18 protein-coding genes are annotated in these 17,672 nt (G+C 53.6%); 6 read left to right on the forward strand and 12 right to left on the reverse strand.

The window, feature by feature from the left end:
- Positions 1-21 precede the first annotated feature (21 nt).
- From sspB to zapE, 5 genes are all read right to left on the reverse strand, one after another.
- Positions 22-522, reverse strand: a complete 501-nt coding sequence (gene sspB, locus OGY35_RS06340; RefSeq protein ID WP_152406178.1) for a ClpXP protease specificity-enhancing factor — start codon at positions 520-522, stop codon at positions 22-24.
- 5 nt (positions 523-527) lie between these two features.
- A complete protein-coding gene (gene sspA / locus OGY35_RS06345; RefSeq protein WP_042998321.1) occupies positions 528-1,166 on the reverse strand; it encodes a stringent starvation protein SspA in 639 nt (212 codons plus the stop codon).
- Between the two features lie 303 nt (positions 1,167-1,469).
- A complete protein-coding gene (rpsI, locus tag OGY35_RS06350; RefSeq protein WP_000829815.1) occupies positions 1,470-1,862 on the reverse strand; it encodes a 30S ribosomal protein S9 in 393 nt (130 codons plus the stop codon).
- Between the two features lie 15 nt (positions 1,863-1,877).
- Entirely contained in the window at positions 1,878-2,306 is a 429-nt protein-coding gene (gene rplM, locus OGY35_RS06355) for a 50S ribosomal protein L13 (protein WP_000847559.1), read from the reverse strand.
- A 231-nt stretch (positions 2,307-2,537) separates the two neighbouring features.
- Complete coding sequence (gene zapE, locus OGY35_RS06360; RefSeq protein ID WP_286631721.1) at positions 2,538-3,662, reverse strand: cell division protein ZapE; 1,125 nt, start codon at positions 3,660-3,662, stop codon at positions 2,538-2,540.
- A gap of 192 nt (positions 3,663-3,854) precedes the next feature.
- Here zapE and zapG point away from each other — a divergent pair, with 192 nt between their 5' ends.
- From zapG to degS, 3 genes are all read left to right on the forward strand, one after another.
- Positions 3,855-4,253, forward strand: a complete 399-nt coding sequence (gene zapG, locus OGY35_RS06365; RefSeq protein ID WP_043001761.1) for a Z-ring associated protein ZapG — start codon at positions 3,855-3,857, stop codon at positions 4,251-4,253.
- Positions 4,254-4,421: 168 nt separating this feature from the next.
- Entirely contained in the window at positions 4,422-5,789 is a 1,368-nt protein-coding gene (degQ, locus tag OGY35_RS06370; RefSeq protein ID WP_286631723.1) for a serine endoprotease DegQ, read from the forward strand.
- A gap of 90 nt (positions 5,790-5,879) precedes the next feature.
- Positions 5,880-6,947 carry an outer membrane-stress sensor serine endopeptidase DegS gene (gene degS / locus OGY35_RS06375; protein WP_152406181.1) on the forward strand — a complete coding sequence of 356 codons (1,068 nt, stop codon included), beginning with the start codon at positions 5,880-5,882 and terminating at the stop codon, positions 6,945-6,947.
- A gap of 105 nt (positions 6,948-7,052) precedes the next feature.
- Here the strand turns inward: degS and mdh are convergent, their stop codons facing one another.
- Positions 7,053-7,991 (reverse strand): malate dehydrogenase, encoded by a 939-nt coding sequence (mdh, locus tag OGY35_RS06380; protein WP_178822969.1) that lies wholly within the window; start codon positions 7,989-7,991, stop codon positions 7,053-7,055.
- A gap of 415 nt (positions 7,992-8,406) precedes the next feature.
- On the opposite strand from mdh, the gene argR reads away from it, so the two are divergent.
- Both argR and yhcN read left to right on the forward strand, forming a co-directional pair.
- Complete coding sequence (argR, locus tag OGY35_RS06385) at positions 8,407-8,877, forward strand: transcriptional regulator ArgR (RefSeq protein WP_042324992.1); 471 nt, start codon at positions 8,407-8,409, stop codon at positions 8,875-8,877.
- Between the two features lie 367 nt (positions 8,878-9,244).
- Positions 9,245-9,508: a peroxide/acid stress response protein YhcN gene (yhcN, locus tag OGY35_RS06390; RefSeq protein WP_042324990.1), complete on the forward strand. Its 264-nt coding sequence runs from the start codon at positions 9,245-9,247 to the stop codon at positions 9,506-9,508.
- 51 nt (positions 9,509-9,559) lie between these two features.
- Here the strand turns inward: yhcN and OGY35_RS06395 are convergent, their stop codons facing one another.
- From OGY35_RS06395 to aaeX, 5 genes are all read right to left on the reverse strand, one after another.
- On the reverse strand, positions 9,560-9,829 hold the full coding sequence (locus OGY35_RS06395) for a barstar family protein (protein WP_286631727.1): 270 nt from the start codon (positions 9,827-9,829) through the stop codon (positions 9,560-9,562).
- A gap of 29 nt (positions 9,830-9,858) precedes the next feature.
- Positions 9,859-11,307 carry an NAD-dependent succinate-semialdehyde dehydrogenase gene (locus tag OGY35_RS06400; RefSeq protein ID WP_286631728.1) on the reverse strand — a complete coding sequence of 483 codons (1,449 nt, stop codon included), beginning with the start codon at positions 11,305-11,307 and terminating at the stop codon, positions 9,859-9,861.
- Positions 11,308-11,397: 90 nt separating this feature from the next.
- The gene (gene aaeB, locus OGY35_RS06405; RefSeq protein WP_286631729.1) at positions 11,398-13,365 is read right to left on the reverse strand and encodes a p-hydroxybenzoic acid efflux pump subunit AaeB; all 1,968 of its coding nucleotides are present in this window, start codon (positions 13,363-13,365) and stop codon (positions 11,398-11,400) included.
- A 5-nt stretch (positions 13,366-13,370) separates the two neighbouring features.
- Positions 13,371-14,303: a p-hydroxybenzoic acid efflux pump subunit AaeA gene (gene aaeA, locus OGY35_RS06410; RefSeq protein ID WP_152406186.1), complete on the reverse strand. Its 933-nt coding sequence runs from the start codon at positions 14,301-14,303 to the stop codon at positions 13,371-13,373.
- A gap of 7 nt (positions 14,304-14,310) precedes the next feature.
- Positions 14,311-14,514 (reverse strand): p-hydroxybenzoic acid efflux pump operon protein AaeX, encoded by a 204-nt coding sequence (gene aaeX, locus OGY35_RS06415; RefSeq protein WP_000051841.1) that lies wholly within the window; start codon positions 14,512-14,514, stop codon positions 14,311-14,313.
- 182 nt (positions 14,515-14,696) lie between these two features.
- Here aaeX and aaeR point away from each other — a divergent pair, with 182 nt between their 5' ends.
- Complete coding sequence (aaeR, locus tag OGY35_RS06420) at positions 14,697-15,626, forward strand: HTH-type transcriptional activator AaeR (RefSeq protein WP_286631733.1); 930 nt, start codon at positions 14,697-14,699, stop codon at positions 15,624-15,626.
- 78 nt (positions 15,627-15,704) lie between these two features.
- On the opposite strand, the gene OGY35_RS06425 is transcribed toward aaeR, so the two are convergent.
- Positions 15,705-17,666 carry a glycoside hydrolase family 127 protein gene (locus OGY35_RS06425; protein WP_502872695.1) on the reverse strand — a complete coding sequence of 654 codons (1,962 nt, stop codon included), beginning with the start codon at positions 17,664-17,666 and terminating at the stop codon, positions 15,705-15,707.
- Positions 17,667-17,672: the final 6 nt, after the last annotated feature.

A 17,672-nucleotide genomic window follows, 5' to 3' on the forward strand; every position in this document is an offset into this window, starting at 1 on the left:
CCTCACTGGGCCTGTTTTCATCTATTTAACAACACGTAATGCCGGTCGACCACCACGCGGGGGTGGCGGATCGTCATCCGGGCTGTTGTCATCATCATGATCCGGCTTATCACCGTCAATGACAGACATAACGGTTTCGCTCTCTGCGCCAGATGCCGCATCATCATCGTTGAGACTGGCAACATCCTCGTCATAGGCCGCTTCCGGTTCAAACATCGTTCCGGCACCGTTTTCACGCGCATAAATAGCCAGCACTGCGGCTAACGGCACAGAAACCTGACGCGGAACACCGCCAAAACGAGCGTTAAAACGCACCTCGTCATTTGCCAGCTCCAGATTCCCCACCGCACGCGGCGCAATGTTCAGGACAATCTGCCCGTCGCGTGCATATTCCATTGGGACATGCACGCCAGGCAACGTCACATCCACCACCAGGTGCGGCGTGAGCTGGTTGTCCAGCAACCACTCATAGAAAGCGCGCAGCAGATACGGGCGACGTGGTGTTAGCTGTGACAAATCCATCAGTATTAACCCCGGCCAAGACGCATTTCGCGTTCAGCTTCGGTTAAGGACGCCAGGAAAGAATCACGCTCGAAGACGCGGGTCATATAACCTTTCAACTCCTTCGCGCCCGCCCCACTGAACTCAATTCCCAACTGCGGCAGACGCCACAGCAGCGGCGCCAGGTAGCAATCCACCAGGCTGAATTCATCGCTCAGGAAATACGGTTTCTGACCGAATACCGGTGCAATCGCCTGCAGCTCTTCACGCAGTTGTTTGCGGGCAACGTCAGCTTCTGAAGCAGACCCGTTAACGATGACGTTCATCAACGTATACCAGTCTTTTTCGATACGGTGCATGTACAGGCGGCTTTCACCACGTGCCACCGGGTAAACCGGCATCAATGGCGGATGAGGGAAACGCTCATCCAGGTATTCCATAATGATGCGAGATTCCCACAGGGTCAGCTCACGATCCACCAGTGTCGGGACGCTCTGATTCGGGTTGAGGTCAATCAGATCCTGCGGGGGATTGTCCTTTTCCACGTGCTCGATCTCGAAACTTACACCTTTCTCCGCCAACACAATGCGGACCTGATGGCTATAGATGTCAGTAGGACCAGAAAACAGCGTCATTACCGAACGTTTGTTGGCAGCGACAGCCATGAAAACCTCCAGGTATATTCAGAATTTTTACTGCTACCGGCCATCGCATGGCCAGTCAGAAGTGATGACACCCACTTCGGAAAAGTCATCATCGTTCAAAAAGCAAACAAAAAATGAGCAATACCCGATATTTGGGCGGAAAATTGGATGATAGTTTACCAGATTTTGTGACCTTTGTGGTGAGTCGATTCTGGAAATGGGGAAAAAGAGGGTTTTGTCAGAGGATTACGCCAGGTTTATTCATAAAAAAACCCGCCGAAGCGGGTTTTTCGCCAACGGTAATCTGCCAAAGGCAGAAAACAATTAACGTTTGGAGAACTGCGGACGACGACGTGCTTTACGCAGGCCGACTTTCTTACGTTCAACCTGACGAGCATCACGAGTAACGAAGCCAGCTTTACGCAGTTCGCCACGCAGGGATTCATCGTACTCCATCAGAGCGCGGGTGATACCGTGACGGATCGCACCAGCCTGACCAGAGATACCACCACCTTTAACAGTGATGTACAGATCCAGTTTCTCAACCATGTCGACCAGTTCCAGCGGCTGACGAACTACCATGCGGGCAGTTTCACGACCGAAGTACTGTTCCAGAGAACGTTGGTTGATAACGATTTTGCCGTTGCCCGGTTTGATGAAAACGCGAGCTGCGGAACTTTTGCGGCGACCAGTGCCGTAGTATTGATTTTCAGCCATTGCCTATAATCCCGATTAGATGTCAAGAACTTGCGGTTGCTGTGCCGCGTGGTTGTGCTCGTTGCCAGCGTAAACTTTCAGTTTACGGAACATAGCACGACCCAGCGGGCCTTTTGGCAGCATGCCTTTAACCGCGATTTCAATCACACGCTCAGGACGGCGGGCAATCATCTCTTCAAAGGTCGCTTGTTTGATACCACCGATGTGGCCGGTGTGGTGATAGTACACTTTGTCAGTACGCTTGTTGCCGGTTACAGCAACTTTGTCAGCGTTCAGAACGATGATGTAATCACCGGTATCTACGTGCGGAGTGTATTCCGCTTTATGCTTACCGCGCAGGCGACGAGCCAGTTCAGTAGCCAGACGGCCCAGAGTTTTACCGGTCGCGTCAACAACGTACCAGTCGCGTTTTACGGTTTCTGGTTTAGCTGTAAAAGTTTTCATTAAAAGCTTACCCAATAAATAAGTTACACGTTGGTGAACACCCAAACGTTATGTCAGTTGAGGTTCACACGACAAAGTCCGGCAAACCTACCCCTTCGAATAGCCAATGCCAGCACACAAAAAGTTTTGGGAAAAAAACTTTCTTGTAACGTGGGGTCGCAAGATTATAGAGAAGTCGGGGTCAAAGATCGACCCCTAAATGTGATTTGCCCAACAGTTTGTTGGTAGGCGTCAGGGCATATGTTCCCGCTTCAGATACTCTTCGCTCTGCATCTCCTGCAAACGCGACAGACAGCGCTGAAATTCGAACTTCAGTCGCTCGCCCTGATACACCTCATAGAGAGGCACGGCGGCGCTCACCACCAGCTTGACGTGGCGCTCATAAAATTCATCCACCAGCGCGATAAAACGGCGCGCTTCGCTTTCCATCAGCGGCGTCATCACCGGTACGTCAAACAGCATGACGGTGTGGAACAACCGGGAAAGCGCAATGTAGTCATGCTGGCTACGGGCATCGACACACAGGGTGTGGAATGACACCGCCAGCGTCTGGTTTTCCATACCCAGCGTCGGCAACGGGCGGTGATTGATCTCCAGAACCGGCCCCTGTTCACGTTTGACACCCGCCAACGCCAACCAGAGGTTGTCCATCTGCTGTTGCGTTTCATTATTCAGCGGAGAGAGCCACAAATGCGCCTGGGTCAACGTCCGCAGACGATAATCCACACCCGCGTCTACGTTCATGATGTCGCAATGTTGCTTAATCGCATCGATCGCGGGAAGAAAACGCGTGCGCTGTAACCCGTTACGGTAGAGCTCATCAGGCGGAATGTTCGATGTCGCCACCAGCGTAATACCGCGCGCAAACAGCGCCTTCATCAGACCGCCGAGCAGCATGGCGTCAGTAATATCAGAAACAAAAAACTCATCAAAGCACAGCACATCCGTCTCGGCCTTAAAGCGGTCGGCCAGGATTTCAAGCGGATCGGTTTGCCCCTGCAGAGCCGTTAACTCCTCATGCACGCGCAGCATGAAGCGATGGAAGTGCAGGCGCTGCTTCCGAACGCCTGGCAGGCTATGGTAGAACAGATCCATCAGCCAGGTTTTCCCTCGCCCTACGCCCCCCCACATATATAAGCCTCGCACCGAAGCGCTATGCGCCACTTCCTTTTTTCCCAACAGCTTACCGACGCGGGCCATAAACCCTTTTGTTTCAGGGACTGAGGTTTTGTTCGAGGTCAACGCCTGATAAATAATCTCCAGACGATTGACCGCCTCTTTTTGCACGTCATCGGGCTGGTGAGTACCCTCGTTAATGGCTTTCAGGTAACGGGATGTGGGGGTAAAGCTTTGCATGATGTTCTTGTTATTCCTTGAAAATCGGTGTGCCGTCGTTCACGGTTGACGAAAAAAAGGCCGTTCTACACTACGCGATATAAAGACGGGATTCCACTTCTGCGGGATTAGCGGTTATAGTGGCAGTATCAGGCGCAGGCATGGAGCCTAAAGCCAACACCCTACGGAAACAAAAGACAACGGGAGATGTTCATGACCTGGGAATATGCGCTAATTGGGTTAGTCGTCGGCATCATCGTCGGTGCTGTAGCCATGCGTTTTGGTAACCGGAAATTACGTCAGCAACAGGCGTTGCAGTACGAACTGGAAAAGAATAAAGCCGAGCTGGAAGAGTATCGCGAAGAGTTGGTCAGCCATTTTGCCCGCAGCGCTGAGTTGCTGGACACCATGGCCCACGATTACCGCCAGCTGTATCAGCACATGGCGAAAAGCTCCAGCAGCCTGCTGCCGGAACTGTCAGCGGAATCTAACCCGTTCCGTAACCGTCTGGCCGAGTCTGAAGCCGGTAACGACCAGGCACCGGTACAAATGCCGCGTGACTATTCCGAAGGCGCATCCGGCCTGCTGCGTAGTGGTGCAAAGCGCGACTAATCGCACATCGTTAATATTTTTCCTGGGCGCAGCGATTGCGCCCACCTCTTATCTCCCGTCCCGACTATCATTTAATCATTATCCGCATTGTTAGCAGATTGAAAATTCAATAACATCAAACTGTTTTGAATCGTCTTTCCCTTTACTCAAGGTACGAGAGCAGGATCAATGAAAATACAAACCCAGCTGTTGAGTGCATTCGCGTTAAGTGTCGGGTTAACTCTCTCGGCGCCATTTCAGGCCATTGCGTCGATTCCAGGCCAGGTTCCCGGCCAGCCCGCGCTTCCCAGTCTCGCCCCGATGCTCGAAAAGGTGCTGCCTGCCGTCGTTAGCGTGAAGGTTGAAGGCACCGCGACCCAAACGCAGAAAGTCCCGGAAGAGTTTAAAAAATTCTTTGGTGATGACCTGCCGGATCAGCAGGCGCAGCCGTTTGAAGGGCTGGGTTCTGGGGTCATTATCGACGCCGCGAAAGGCTATGTTCTGACCAATAACCACGTGATTAATCAGGCGCAGAAGATCAGCGTCCAGTTGAATGATGGACGTGAGTTCGAGGCTAAACTGATTGGCAGCGACGATCAAAGCGACATCGCCCTGCTACAAATTCAAAACGCCAGCAAGCTGACGCAAATCGCCATCGCCGACTCGGATAAACTGCGCGTCGGTGATTTCGCCGTGGCAGTCGGTAACCCGTTTGGTCTGGGGCAAACCGCAACTTCCGGTATCGTCTCGGCGCTGGGGCGCAGCGGGTTGAATCTGGAAGGTCTGGAAAACTTTATTCAAACCGACGCCTCTATTAACCGCGGGAACTCCGGCGGCGCGCTGCTTAACCTGAACGGTGAACTGATCGGTATTAACACCGCCATCCTTGCACCTGGCGGCGGCAGCGTTGGGATCGGTTTTGCCATCCCCAGTAATATGGCCCGCATCCTGGCGCAGCAACTGATTCAGTTTGGTGAAATCAAGCGCGGTCTTCTGGGCATTAAAGGCACCGAAATGACTGCCGACATCGCCAAAGCGTTCAAAATGGACGTACAGCGCGGTGCCTTTGTCAGTGAAGTGCTGCCGAACTCCGGTTCCGCCAAAGCGGGCATTAAGTCCGGCGATGTGATCACCAGCCTCAACGGTAAACCGCTCAACAGTTTTGCCGAACTGCGCTCCCGAATTGCCACCACAGAACCCGGCACCAAAGTGAAGCTGGGCCTGTTGCGTAACGGCAAGCCGCTGGAGGTGGAAGTGACGCTCGATACCAGCACCTCGTCGTCTGCCAGCGCGGAGATGATTGCCCCGGCATTGCAGGGGGCGACGCTGAGCGACGGTCAACTCAAAGACGGCAGTAAAGGCATCAAAATTGACAGCGTTGAAAAGAGCAGCCCCGCCGCACAGGCCGGTCTGCAAAAGGATGATGTGATCATTGGGGTCAACCGTGACCGGGTGAACTCTATCGCCGAGATGCGCAAAGTGCTGGAAGCCAAACCGTCCATTATCGCGCTACAGATAGTCCGCGGTAACGAGAGCATTTATCTGCTCCTGCGCTAAATCCAGGCTGCCGGACATCAGCCTCGCGTGTGATGTCCGGTTAACTCGTGATATGCTGCTGCCGTTCCCTTTATTAATGACGCCTCCATCATGTTAGTGAAGCTCTTACGTTCGGTCGCAATTGGTTTGATTGTTGGCGCCATTCTTCTGGCCGCCATGCCTTCGCTTCGCAAAATCAACACGTTTTCTGCGCCGCAATATGACAGTGCCGACGAGACGCCCGCCAGCTATAACTCTGCGGTACGTCGCGCGGCCCCTGCTGTGGTCAACGTCTATAACCGCAGTATGAACAGCACCGCGCATAATCAACTGGAAATCCGCACTCTGGGTTCCGGTGTGATTATGGATCAGCGCGGCTACATCATTACCAACAAGCATGTGATCAACGATGCCGATCAGATTATCGTCGCTTTACAGGACGGACGAGTGTTTGAGGCGCTGCTTGTCGGCTCCGATACGTTGACCGATCTGGCGGTACTGAAAATCAATGCCACTGGCGGTCTGCCGACGATTCCGATCAATGCCGGACGTTCACCGCATATCGGCGACGTGGTGCTGGCGATCGGTAACCCCTATAACCTCGGACAGACCATCACTCAGGGCATTATCAGCGCTACGGGGCGCATCGGCCTGAACCCAACCGGACGACAGAACTTCCTGCAAACGGATGCTTCTATCAACCACGGTAACTCCGGCGGCGCACTGGTGAACTCGCTGGGCGAACTCATGGGCATCAACACACTGTCATTTGATAAAAGCAATGACGGCGAAACGCCAGAAGGGATCGGCTTTGCCATTCCGTTCCAGTTGGCGACCAAGATTATGGATAAGCTGATCCGCGATGGTCGTGTTATTCGTGGCTACATTGGGATTGGCGGTCGTGAAATCGCCCCACTGCACACCCAGGGCGGTGGCATAGATCAGATTCAGGGGATCGTCGTCAATGAAGTGGCACCTGATGGCCCAGCGGCACAGGCCGGTATTCAGGTTAACGATCTGATTATCTCCGTGAACAGCAGGCCCGCAGTCTCCGCACTGGAAACGATGGACCAGGTGGCAGAGATTCGCCCCGGATCGGTGATTCCGGTGATTGTCATGCGTGATGATAAGCAACTGACGCTGCAGGTCACCATTCAGGAATACCCGGCAACGAATTAACCTTAATTGAGATGTAAAAAAACCGGAGCCAGCTCCGGTTTTTTATGCGTCTCGATGAGTTTGTAGGCCGGATAAAGTGTTTACACCACCATCCGGCAATCGCACTTACTTGTTAACGAACTCTTCGCCCAACTGAATATCTTTCTTCAGGGTATCCAGCATGCCTTCCAGCGCGTTCTGCTCGAATGCGCTCAGTTTGCCGATAGACTGACGCTCTTCCACGCCGTTTTTACCCAGCAGCAGCGGCTGAGAGAAGAAACGTGCGTGCTGGCCATCGCCTTCAACGTAGGCACATTCTACAACGCCTTTTTCGCCCTGCAGTGCGCGAACCAGTGAAAGACCGAAACGCGCGGCCGCCTGGCCCATAGACAGGGTTGCCGATCCGCCACCCGCCTTCGCTTCAACCACTTCAGTACCGGCGTTCTGGATACGTTTGGTCAGGTCAGCCACTTCCTGGTCAGTGAAACTTACGCCCGGGATCTGCGACAGCAGTGGCAGAATGGTCACGCCAGAGTGTCCGCCGATAACCGGAACTTCAACTTCAGTCGGCAGCTTACCTTTCAGTTCCGCTACAAAGGTGTTGGAGCGGATAATGTCCAGCGTGGTCACGCCAAACAGTTTATTTTTGTCGTAAACGCCCGCTTTTTTCAGTACTTCTGCGGCAATAGCGACAGTGGTGTTCACCGGGTTGGTAATGATACCGATGCAGGCTTTCGGACAGGTCGTCGCGATCTGCTGTACCAGGTTCTTCACGATGCCCGCATTGACGTTAAACAGGTCGGAACGGTCCATACCCGGTTTACGCGCCACACCTGCGGAGATCAGCACCACATCAGCACCGTGCAGTGCCGGGGTCGCGTCTTCACCGGAGAAGCCTTTGATTTTCACAGCAGTTGGGATATGGCTCAGATCTACAGCCACACCGGGAGTCACTGGAGCGATGTCGTACAGGGAGAGTTCTGAACCTGAAGGCAGTTGGGTTTTTAACAGTAGTGCAAGCGCCTGGCCGATACCGCCAGCTGCGCCGAGGACTGCGACTTTCATCCTAAACTCCTTATTATATTGATAAACTAAGTGTTTGTTGCTCCGCGGCGGCGACGTTAAACCACAATTTCGATGAACACAATCACCCGTATTCAATTCTGTGTAGTCACGCGAATTTAGCTTTTATGCATTTAATTGACGTAACCCGAAGATGTCTGTGCTGTAGAGCAACTTTCCAACAGGTGGTGACAATATACCCTACTGCCAGCCCAAAACAACATCAATTTGATAACAATTAATTTACTTTTAAGCTTATTTGCGAGGCGTGACATAGGCATGTTTCTTGATAACGAAATTTGATAAAATTCCGCTCTTTCATAACATTATTTCAGCCTTCATTTGGGCAGACCGTTTGCATAAAAATTCATCTGTATGCATAATAATGTTGTTTCCACTCTCATACTACGGGTGACTTATGCGAAGCTCAGCTAAGCAAGAAGAATTAGTTAAAGCGTTCAAAGCGCTACTTAAAGAAGAAAAATTCAGCTCTCAGGGCGAAATTGTCCTCGCATTGCAGGATCAGGGCTTTGATAACATCAACCAGTCCAAAGTTTCACGCATGCTGACAAAGTTTGGGGCTGTTCGTACCCGCAACGCAAAAATGGAGATGGTGTACTGCCTCCCGGCTGAACTGGGCGTACCCACTACCTCCAGCCCGCTGAAAAACCTGGTTCTTGATATCGACTTTAACGATGCGGTGGTGGTGATCCACACAAGCCCAGGTGCGGCGCAATTGATCGCCCGCCTGCTGGACTCCCTGGGCAAAGCAGAAGGTATTCTCGGAACCATCGCCGGGGATGACACCATTTTTACCACTCCGGCCAATGGCTTTACGGTGAAAGATCTCTACGAAGCCATTCTTGAACTGTTCGAACAAGAGCTTTGACCCTTCCCACCCCGCCGCCGACGTGGCGGGGTAAAACCCTGCATTAACGTCCGTTCTCCGTTAATTTAACTGCCTCTTATTTAACAAATAGTGCGTTTATCTGCCCAAAATCATTCACGCAGTGAATATGCAAACTCAAAACCGCACAAATCGCAAAATTTAATATCTATATGATTTCATTAGATATAAATAAAATCCCATGACTTTTTAATTCCAGATAAGCATAAAAAACAAAATTTTCATTACTTACCCATCAGTGAAACAATTAGCGTGGTATTAATTTATCGCGTGATTAGTGTATACTTGATTTTGTGATGAGGGTCACGAAACGAAGACCCCCAATAATAAATTCGACGAGGTACTTATCATGAAAATCAAAACAACTGTTGCTGCGTTAAGCGTTCTCTCTGTTCTTTCTTTCGGCGCATTCGCCGCAGATTCTATTAGCGCAGAACAAGCACAAAATCGCGAAGCGATTGGCTCTGTCTCCGTAAGTGCAATCGGCTCTAGTCCAATGGACATGCATGAAATGCTGAACAAAAAAGCCCAGGAAAAAGGCGCATCAGCGTATCAGATCACCGAAGCGCGTAGCGGTGACACCTGGCATGCCACTGCCGAATTGTACAAATAAACCCTCGTCGTCTAGTCCGACGACCTTGCCCCCGACTGTCGGGGGCTTTTTTTATCGAACATTAAAACGCAGTTGACCTTCCAGCTCTTCTTCCGCTTCATCAAACAACAAAATCAATGCGCCATAACGTCGGCGTGATTTGTCGGGTAGATGCACAAACTCGATCTCCAGCGGTAACGGCAGCGCTTCACTCATGATGATGTCCCACAGAGAGTCGAGGTCACTCACTTTCTCGTTGGCAAGGCCGAACATCCGCGCAAACTCACGGTAGAAGTCGTCCTGATCTTCAATTTCATCAAAATCAAATGTATAGATATTCATCTATTGCCACCTTCCCGACCTCAGTCTGACTACAGGCCGCCAATATGCAGGGTTTTCACTTCCAGAAATTCGTCTAACCCCAGCACCGATCCTTCACGACCCAGCCCGGACTCTTTCACCCCGCCAAACGGTCCCAGTTCGGTGGACACTGCACATTCGTTTATCCCGATCATGCCGCTTTCAATGGCCTGGGAGACACGGAACACCCGTTGCAGGTTTTGCGTATAGAAGTAAGCGGCCAGGCCAAACGGCGTGTTGTTCGCACGCTGAATCACCTCTTCTTCGCTGGTAAAGCGGAAGCAGGCGGCAACAGGACCGAACGTTTCTTCACTCGCCAGCGTCATGCCATCACTGCACTCACCCAACACGGTAGGCTGCCAGAAGTTGCCGCCGAGCGCGTGCGCTTTCCCGCCCGCCAGCACTTTCGCCCCTTTCGCAACGGCATCTTCAACGTGCTCACGCACTTTATCGACCGCTGAAGGTTCGATTAGCGGTCCCACTACCACACCCTCATCCAGACCATTCCCCACCTTCAATGCCTGAACCGCATCGGCCAGTTTTCGGGTGAATTCATCGTAGACGCTCTCCTGGATATAAAAGCGGTTCACGCTGACGCAGACCTGCCCGGCATTACGGAACTTATTGGTGATAGCGCCTTTCACCGCCGCATCGATATCGGCATCGTCAAACACGATGTAGGGGGCATTACCACCCAGCTCCATCGACACTTTCTTCATGGTTTCTGCCGCGTTACGCACCAGCGTTTTACCGACTGCCGTTGAACCGGTGAATGAAATTTTGCGCACCTCATGGCTTGCCATGATGACGTCGCTGATTTCCGGCGTATTGCCCGCTACGGCGTTGAGAACGCCATCGGGCACCCCCGCTTTCTTCGCCAGCGTAAGTAGTGCAAAGGCACTCAGCGGCGTGTTATTGGCCGGTTTTATCACCCCGGTACAGCCCGCCGCCAGCGCCGGGCCAAGCTTACGGGTCAGCATCGCCATCGGGAAATTCCACGGCGTGATTGCCGCCACCACGCCTATCGGTTCGCGGGTCGCCAGAATGCGGGAGCCGGGTTTGATCGGCGGGATGATTTCACCGTTGGCGCGCTTCGCCTGCTCGGCAAACCATTGAATAAAACTGGCCGCGTACTCCACCTCACCCTCGGCTTCTTTCAGCGGTTTACCCTGCTCGATGGTCATCAGCCGTCCCAGCCACGTTTTGTTTTCAATGATCAATTCATACCAGCGGTACAGAATCGCCGAGCGCTCTTTTGCCGTTTTTGCCCGCCAGGCAGGAAATGCCTTACTGGCCGCCGCAATGGCCTCTTCGGTCTGTTGTTTCCCCGCTTTCGCCACCTTCGCGATCGTTTCGCCCGTTGCCGGATTAAGCACATCAAAGGTGGTATCAAGCGTTTTCCACCGCCCATCAACCAGATATCCCGTCTGAAAAAGTTCGTTGTCCTGAAGCGTTTGCATGCTGTTTTCTCCTTCTGATGTCCTGAGTTGCGCACATCGAATAAGTATAGCCATAAAAAAACCGACGCTTTTGGCGTCGGTTTCTGTGGGTTAGCTGTCGGTTAGCGCATGCTGGTACTTGTGCAACATGCCGGTCAACCGTTTCACCGGTTCGGTGACCTGCGGCGGCGCTTCCCAGACCCGCAGTTTTTCCTGATACACGTCCAGTTCGTCTAATAGCTGACCAAAGTAGCGTCGGCGCTTGTCATCATTCACGGCAGAAATGACGTGATCCGCCGTACGACGCAACTGCTGGTGGAAGGCGGAGAGATCGCTATTGACCGGAATCGGCGCATCCCGCAGGCGCTGGTGCGCAATGATCATTGTCAGCGCCAGGCGGAACTTCGGCAAATCACCGGGGAATTTGTTCATCAACAGAAACAGCTGCTGATAGAGCGCGGGAAGATGGTTCTCTTTGCGTCGCACCGCGTTGGTGGTCATCGCCGACACCGCCGCAGAGACGAACTGGTTGAGCAGCACGCGGCCCGTACGATCGCGCGAGTTATCGCGCACAATCACGATGACCAGAAAGGCCAGTACACAACCCACAATCTGCCCTAACGCACTGTCCAGGAACAGGCTGAAGTGGAAGGTCATCGGGTTATCCAGCACGATAATGTTAATGGTACTGGCCAGCGCGCCCATAGAGCCCAGCCGCCGCTTCTGTACTTCGATCCCCAGAAAGAACCCCAGTACCGCGAGACTCAGACAGAGCAGCAGCATGCTTTGCTGGGTATTGGGGAGGATCACCAGAAAATAGAGCGCCCCCAGGGGTAGCGCGGCAAGCGTCCCGTAAATAAAATCAATGGCGACCATGCGCGGATTCGGCAGACGCATCGCCAGCGAAGTGACCACCGCAATCATCACCATGGCGCCGTTACCGGAGGTCCAGCCGGTCCACAGCCAGAACAGCGTCCCCAGCACGCAAGAGATCGTGGTGCGCCAGAAGTTCACCATAGCATGGTGGCGCTCGGCAGATTCGACTTTCACCACAGGTTCATCCTGCAGCACCTCCTCTTCCGTGGCGCTGATTTTGGTATTGCTGATCACGCCACGCTTGAGCAGCAGATAGCGCGTGGCCGCTCCGGCCCAGGTATACAGCGTAACGGGCGTTTCGCGCTCACCGGTCCATGCAATCACCCGGCGCAGACGCTTAAGCTGTTTATGCACATCCTGCGCGGTTTCAACCGGCATGGCGAAGAACTCACGAAAGGTATCGGTGATCAGCTCAGGACGCGTGTTCTGGATCAGGTAGGTTTCGCAGGATTGCGTAATCATGGTCAGCGACAGCGTATTAATCGCCTTCAGGCGGCGATTCGCCCGCGCCCAGCGGGAGGATTCCATGTTCAGGTTGCTACGCATTCCTTCCAGCGCGGTTGCCCGACGCACCAGCGAGCCCCAGGCCTTATCCACTTCTTCGCTATCACCATGCTTAATGCACAGCTGCATCAACTGGTACTGCGCCACCAGCAGGCTATCCAGTTCGCGATCCACCTCCTGTTTGATCGATCGCGGAGAAAAAATCAGATCCGCCATAATGGCGCAGACAATACCAATCACAATCTCACTACAGCGCTCTACGGCAAACTGCGGCGTCAGCAGCGGCTCGGTTTGAATGGTAATGACGATAATCAGCGCAGTGTAGCCCGATAACCCCCACGCATAGGAGTTCTCGACGCGGACCAGCGAGGAGATCCAGGTACAAAAACCCGCCCAGATACAGCAGACAAGAATCATCAGCAGCGGTGCGCGGATCATCGCAATGATGATCGTCAGCGCCGCAATCGAACCGATAAACGTCCCGACGATGCGCAACATCCCGCGATAGCGAATCGCGCCGGAGTACGGTTCGCCGCCGGCGGCAAAGGCCGGGCCCGCCGCGACAATCGCTGCCGTCAGTACCGCCCAGCGCGGCGTTTCAAGCTGAAAGTGGAAGCCAACAAACAGCGCGAGAACAATCGCACAGGCCAGTTTGACCGCAAAGCGAATGTGCTGGTTGGCGATGGAAAAAATGCCCATCGCGATTAACCAAATTCGCGCAGACGATGCGCCATTTTGCGGAAGAACGAGTCATTATTTTCATCACGATCCTGCTTGCCGGTGATCACGACAGTCGCGGTGGTACCGGCTGGCCACAGGTTTTCCTGCTGATCGTCAAGCTGGATCCGTACCGGAACGCGCTGCGCGAGGCGTACCCATTCCAGATTCGAATCGATGGTCGCCATGCCTTTATCGTCGCGCGTGCTGCTGGCATTGGTGACCCCTGCCGCGATGCTATCGACTCTCCCTTTTAAAACCTTGTTGCTGCCCAGCGGGGTAATTTCTGCGCGATAGCCAGGGCGGACGCCTTCCAGTTTGGTCTCTTCCATATAGGCCAGTACATAGAAAGAGTTCTGTTTCACCAGCGCCACGGCGGTTGAACCCCGGGTGATAAACTCACCGGTATAGACGTTCAGGTTGGTCACCCAACCATCCGCAGGGGCACGAATGACGGTACGTTCAAGATCTAACTTTGCGAGATCGCGGGTCGCCTGCGCTTTGGCAAGCTGATGTAATACGGTTTGCAGAACGTTGTTAGCCTGATCGATCTCTTCACGAGACATCGCCTGGACGCCAAGACGGTTACGACGTCCGGCTTCCTGGCGTTTCTCTTGCGCCAGCACCTGGTAATAGGCGACATCGGCTTCAGCTTCTTCCAGTGCTTTTTGGTAACGCGGTTGATCGATGGTGAACAGCACCTGATCTTTCTTCACCAGATCGTTATCGTGGACATTAACATGCGTGATAAGTCCGGCAACATCCGGCGCGATGGCAACCACGTCCGCACTGAAGCGGGCGTCACGCGTCCATGGTGATTCAGTGTAATAGACCCAGGTGCGGAAAATAGCGATGAACGCCAGGATGACCAGAACGAGGGTAATGGCCGTACGGGAGATTTTTCTTGTTAGTGTTTTCACTTCAACCTCAAACGAACAGGCGCGATATCAAGTAAAAGAGACAGCAATACAGCGCAGTATTAAACAGCGCCGGATGCCAGACAAAATCATAGATGCCCGTAGGCACCAGCACCCGGCGCACCAGCCAGAAAATCGCCAGTGACAGAAGCAATTCAAAGAATATCGGTGGGAAGGAAAGACCAAACACCACGATAACGGGAAACAGACTCATGTTGACCTTGATATTTTAGAGAGTGCAGGCGATGCAGTTTTCAGCTGATGTCGACGCGGAGAAGGGCAAGGAAAGCCAGGCGAGAGCGACACAGCCTTTATTTGAATAATAATATATTACCGTAACTGTTATGCTGTTATCTATAATATGTGATCTAAATCACTTTTAAGCCAGAGTGAATAATGGAACGATTAAAACGCATGTCGGTGTTCGCGAAAGTGGTGGAATTTGGTTCCTTCACCGCCGCTGCCAGACGGTTACAAATGAGTGTTTCGTCGATCAGCCAGACGGTGGCAAAACTGGAAGATGAGCTGCAGGTTAAGTTGCTGAACCGCAGCACGCGCAGCATTGGGCTTACTGAAGCCGGAAAAATTTATTATCAGGGCTGTCGGCGTATGCTGCATGAAGTGCAGGATGTTCATGAGCAACTTTACGCCTTTAACAACACGCCAATTGGTACGCTGCGCATTGGCTGTTCTTCAACCATGGCACAAAATGTCCTCGCGGGGATCACCGCCAAAATGCTCAAAGAGCATCCAGGCCTGACGGTCAATCTGGTCACCGGCATTCCGGCACCCGATCTGATTGCTGACGGCCTGGATGTCGTCATCCGCGTGGGCGCCCTGCAGGATTCCAGTCTGTTTTCCCGTCGCCTGGGCGCGATGCCGATGGTGCTGTGCGCAGCGAAAAGCTATCTCGCCCAATACGGTATACCGGAAAAACCGGCCGACCTCACCAACCACTCCTGGCTGGAATACAGCGTGCGTCCGGATAATGAATTCGAACTGATCGCCCCGGAAGGGATCTCCACGCGACTGATCCCACAAGGGCGATTCGTCACTAACGATCCGATGACCCTCAACCGCTGGCTGACCGCCGGTGCGGGGGTCGCCTATGTCCCGCTGATGTGGGTGATCAACGAGATCAATCGGGGCGAGCTTGAGACCTTACTGCCGCGCTACCAGTCCGATCCGCGTCCGGTCTATGCGCTGTATACCGAAAAAGACAAACTGCCACTGAAAGTGCAGGTGGTGATTAACTACCTGACCGACTATTTCGTCGACGTGGCAACGATTTTTCAGGGAATGCACGGACGAGGAAAAGAGAAATAGACACCTTATTCAGGCGAGACAATAGCGGATAACGGCCAAAAAATCCCGTTATCCGCCAGAAACATGCCTGCCGTCTGACTACGCCTCATCCACCCAAATCCGCATCTCCCCTTCACCGCGGTTGGCCCAGCTAAACCATGGGATAAACGTCAGCGTGTGATCCTGACGCACACCGGGGGCGGTGTCGTAGTGCCACAGCGGCTGCTCGCCCTGCTGTTTTGGGCTTTGCCGGTATCCCTGCGCCTGAATCAGAACGTTATGCGCGAAAATACCTTTCCCTTCGATGGCGGTAAACGCGCTCTCTTTCGGCAGGCTCAGATTATGCAGTAACGCGCCGTTGTCGGCTTCTTCCAGACAGTACACCAACGGCCCGCGTTGTAGCGCGACTTTACCCGCCACGTGGCGCACCTGCGGATTGCCGTAAACACGGCGTACCGGCATTGGCAGCGTTAACGTGAGGGTATCGCCCGCTCCCCAGTCACGGCGGATATGCAGATAGCCCTTGCGTACCTCACCCTCGGCAGGCGAACCGTTGAGCAACACCAGTGGCTTGTCGCACCAGTCCGGCAGCCGCAGCGCCAGCGTATGCGCCACCGGCTGTGGGGAGTCGATACTTATCTCCACCCGTTCCTGCCAGGGGAAATTACCGCTAATTTTCAGGCCCAGCTCACCGCCATTGACCGGAACCGTTACGCGGTTGCCGATATACAGGTTGATATAGAGCGCTTCCGGGCGCGGCGTATAAATATAGTGACCAATAGAGGTCAGCGTACGCGCGATATTCGGCGGGCAGCAGGCGCAGCCGAACCAGCGCTGACGAACAGGTTTGATGTGATCGTAAATATGGTTGAATTTCAGCACGTTTGGCTGCACTTCCAGCGGATTCACATAGAAGAAATGCTTGCCGTCCAACGCCATGCCGCCCAACACAGTATTGTAGAGCGCGCGCTCCATCACGTCGGCGTACTGGCTGTCGGCTTCCATTTCCAGCATCCGACGCGCAAACATCATCAGGCCGATGGAGGCGCAGCTTTCGGCGTATACCGTATCGTTTGGCAGATCGTAGTCGCAACTGAACGCTTCACCACGTCCCTGCGAACCGATACCGCCGGTGATGTACAGTTGGCGCTGCGCCATGTTTTTCCACAGACGCAGGCAGATCTGGCGTTTTTCTTCGTCCTGACTTAAGCGCGCCAGATGTGCCACGCCGGTCATCAGGTAGACAAAACGCACCGCGTGACCGACGGCCGTCTGTTGCTCCGCTAACGGTAAATGCGCCTGGCTGTAGTCCTTATCGTGCGTCATCCAGCCCGCGCCGTAAATCAGCCAGTGCGAAGTGCCACCGCGTTTTTCAAACTCAATGTCGTAATAGTGCGGCTGCGTACCGCGCGCTTCGACAAAATAGCGCGACAGATTCAGATAGCGCGGCTCCTGTGTCACTTCATACAGCCGCATCAGCGCCAGCTCCACCTCCGGGTGGCCGGGATAACCGTGCAGCTTGTGCTCTTCTTTGCCGAATACGCTGTCGATATAGTCAGCAAAGCGGCACACCACGTTCAGCAGGCTACGCTTGCCGGTGGCCTGAAAGAAGGCGACGCCCGCTTCAATCATATGTCCGGCGCAGTAAAGCTCGTGGCATTCGGCCAGATTGCTCCAGCGCTTATCCGGCGCTTTGGCGGTGAAATACGTATTCAGATAACCGTCTTCACACTGGGCGGCGGCAATCAGCTCGATCACCTCGTCGGCGGTTTTCTCAAGTTCCGCATCTGGCTTCTGGCACAGCGACCACGCCACCGCCTCCAGCCATTTCGCCACATCGCTGTCCTGGAACACCATGCCGTAAAACTCCCCCTGCTGCCGCCCGGCGGCGATACGGAAGTTTTCAATCGCATGGCTGGGTTCCGCTTCCGCAATACGATCGTTAAGCGCATCCCACTGATAAGGGATTACCACATCGCGCACCAGTTGCTGGTACTGGCCGAAAAACGGATCGCTGACCTTAAGCCGGTGGAGATCCACTTCCATGATTTCAGGTTTCATTTTTTT

It is taken from the genome of Citrobacter sp. Ct235 (genome assembly GCF_030332305.1).
GTDB classification, from domain to species: Bacteria; Pseudomonadota; Gammaproteobacteria; order Enterobacterales; family Enterobacteriaceae; genus Citrobacter_A; species Citrobacter_A telavivensis.

Bases quoted from the DNA above. Each gene is read 5' to 3' on its own strand.
- OGY35_RS06395 (WP_286631727.1), bottom strand. From the start codon at position 9,829: ATGAATATCTATACATTTGATTTTGATGAAATTGAAGATCAGGACGAC.
- degQ (WP_286631723.1), top strand. From the start codon at position 4,422: ATGAAAATACAAACCCAGCTGTTGAGTGCATTCGCGTTAAGTGTCGGG.
- aaeX (WP_000051841.1), bottom strand. From the start codon at position 14,514: ATGAGTCTGTTTCCCGTTATCGTGGTGTTTGGTCTTTCCTTCCCACCG.
- OGY35_RS06425 (WP_502872695.1), bottom strand. From the start codon at position 17,666: ATGAAACCTGAAATCATGGAAGTGGATCTCCACCGGCTTAAGGTCAGC.
- rplM (WP_000847559.1), bottom strand. From the start codon at position 2,306: ATGAAAACTTTTACAGCTAAACCAGAAACCGTAAAACGCGACTGGTAC.
- yhcN (WP_042324990.1), top strand. From the start codon at position 9,245: ATGAAAATCAAAACAACTGTTGCTGCGTTAAGCGTTCTCTCTGTTCTT.
- zapE (WP_286631721.1), bottom strand. From the start codon at position 3,662: ATGCAAAGCTTTACCCCCACATCCCGTTACCTGAAAGCCATTAACGAG.
- rpsI (WP_000829815.1), bottom strand. From the start codon at position 1,862: ATGGCTGAAAATCAATACTACGGCACTGGTCGCCGCAAAAGTTCCGCA.
- sspA (WP_042998321.1), bottom strand. From the start codon at position 1,166: ATGGCTGTCGCTGCCAACAAACGTTCGGTAATGACGCTGTTTTCTGGT.
- argR (WP_042324992.1), top strand. From the start codon at position 8,407: ATGCGAAGCTCAGCTAAGCAAGAAGAATTAGTTAAAGCGTTCAAAGCG.
- aaeB (WP_286631729.1), bottom strand. From the start codon at position 13,365: ATGGGCATTTTTTCCATCGCCAACCAGCACATTCGCTTTGCGGTCAAA.
- sspB (WP_152406178.1), bottom strand. From the start codon at position 522: ATGGATTTGTCACAGCTAACACCACGTCGCCCGTATCTGCTGCGCGCT.
- degS (WP_152406181.1), top strand. From the start codon at position 5,880: ATGTTAGTGAAGCTCTTACGTTCGGTCGCAATTGGTTTGATTGTTGGC.
- aaeR (WP_286631733.1), top strand. From the start codon at position 14,697: ATGGAACGATTAAAACGCATGTCGGTGTTCGCGAAAGTGGTGGAATTT.
- OGY35_RS06400 (WP_286631728.1), bottom strand. From the start codon at position 11,307: ATGCAAACGCTTCAGGACAACGAACTTTTTCAGACGGGATATCTGGTT.
- mdh (WP_178822969.1), bottom strand. From the start codon at position 7,991: ATGAAAGTCGCAGTCCTCGGCGCAGCTGGCGGTATCGGCCAGGCGCTT.
- zapG (WP_043001761.1), top strand. From the start codon at position 3,855: ATGACCTGGGAATATGCGCTAATTGGGTTAGTCGTCGGCATCATCGTC.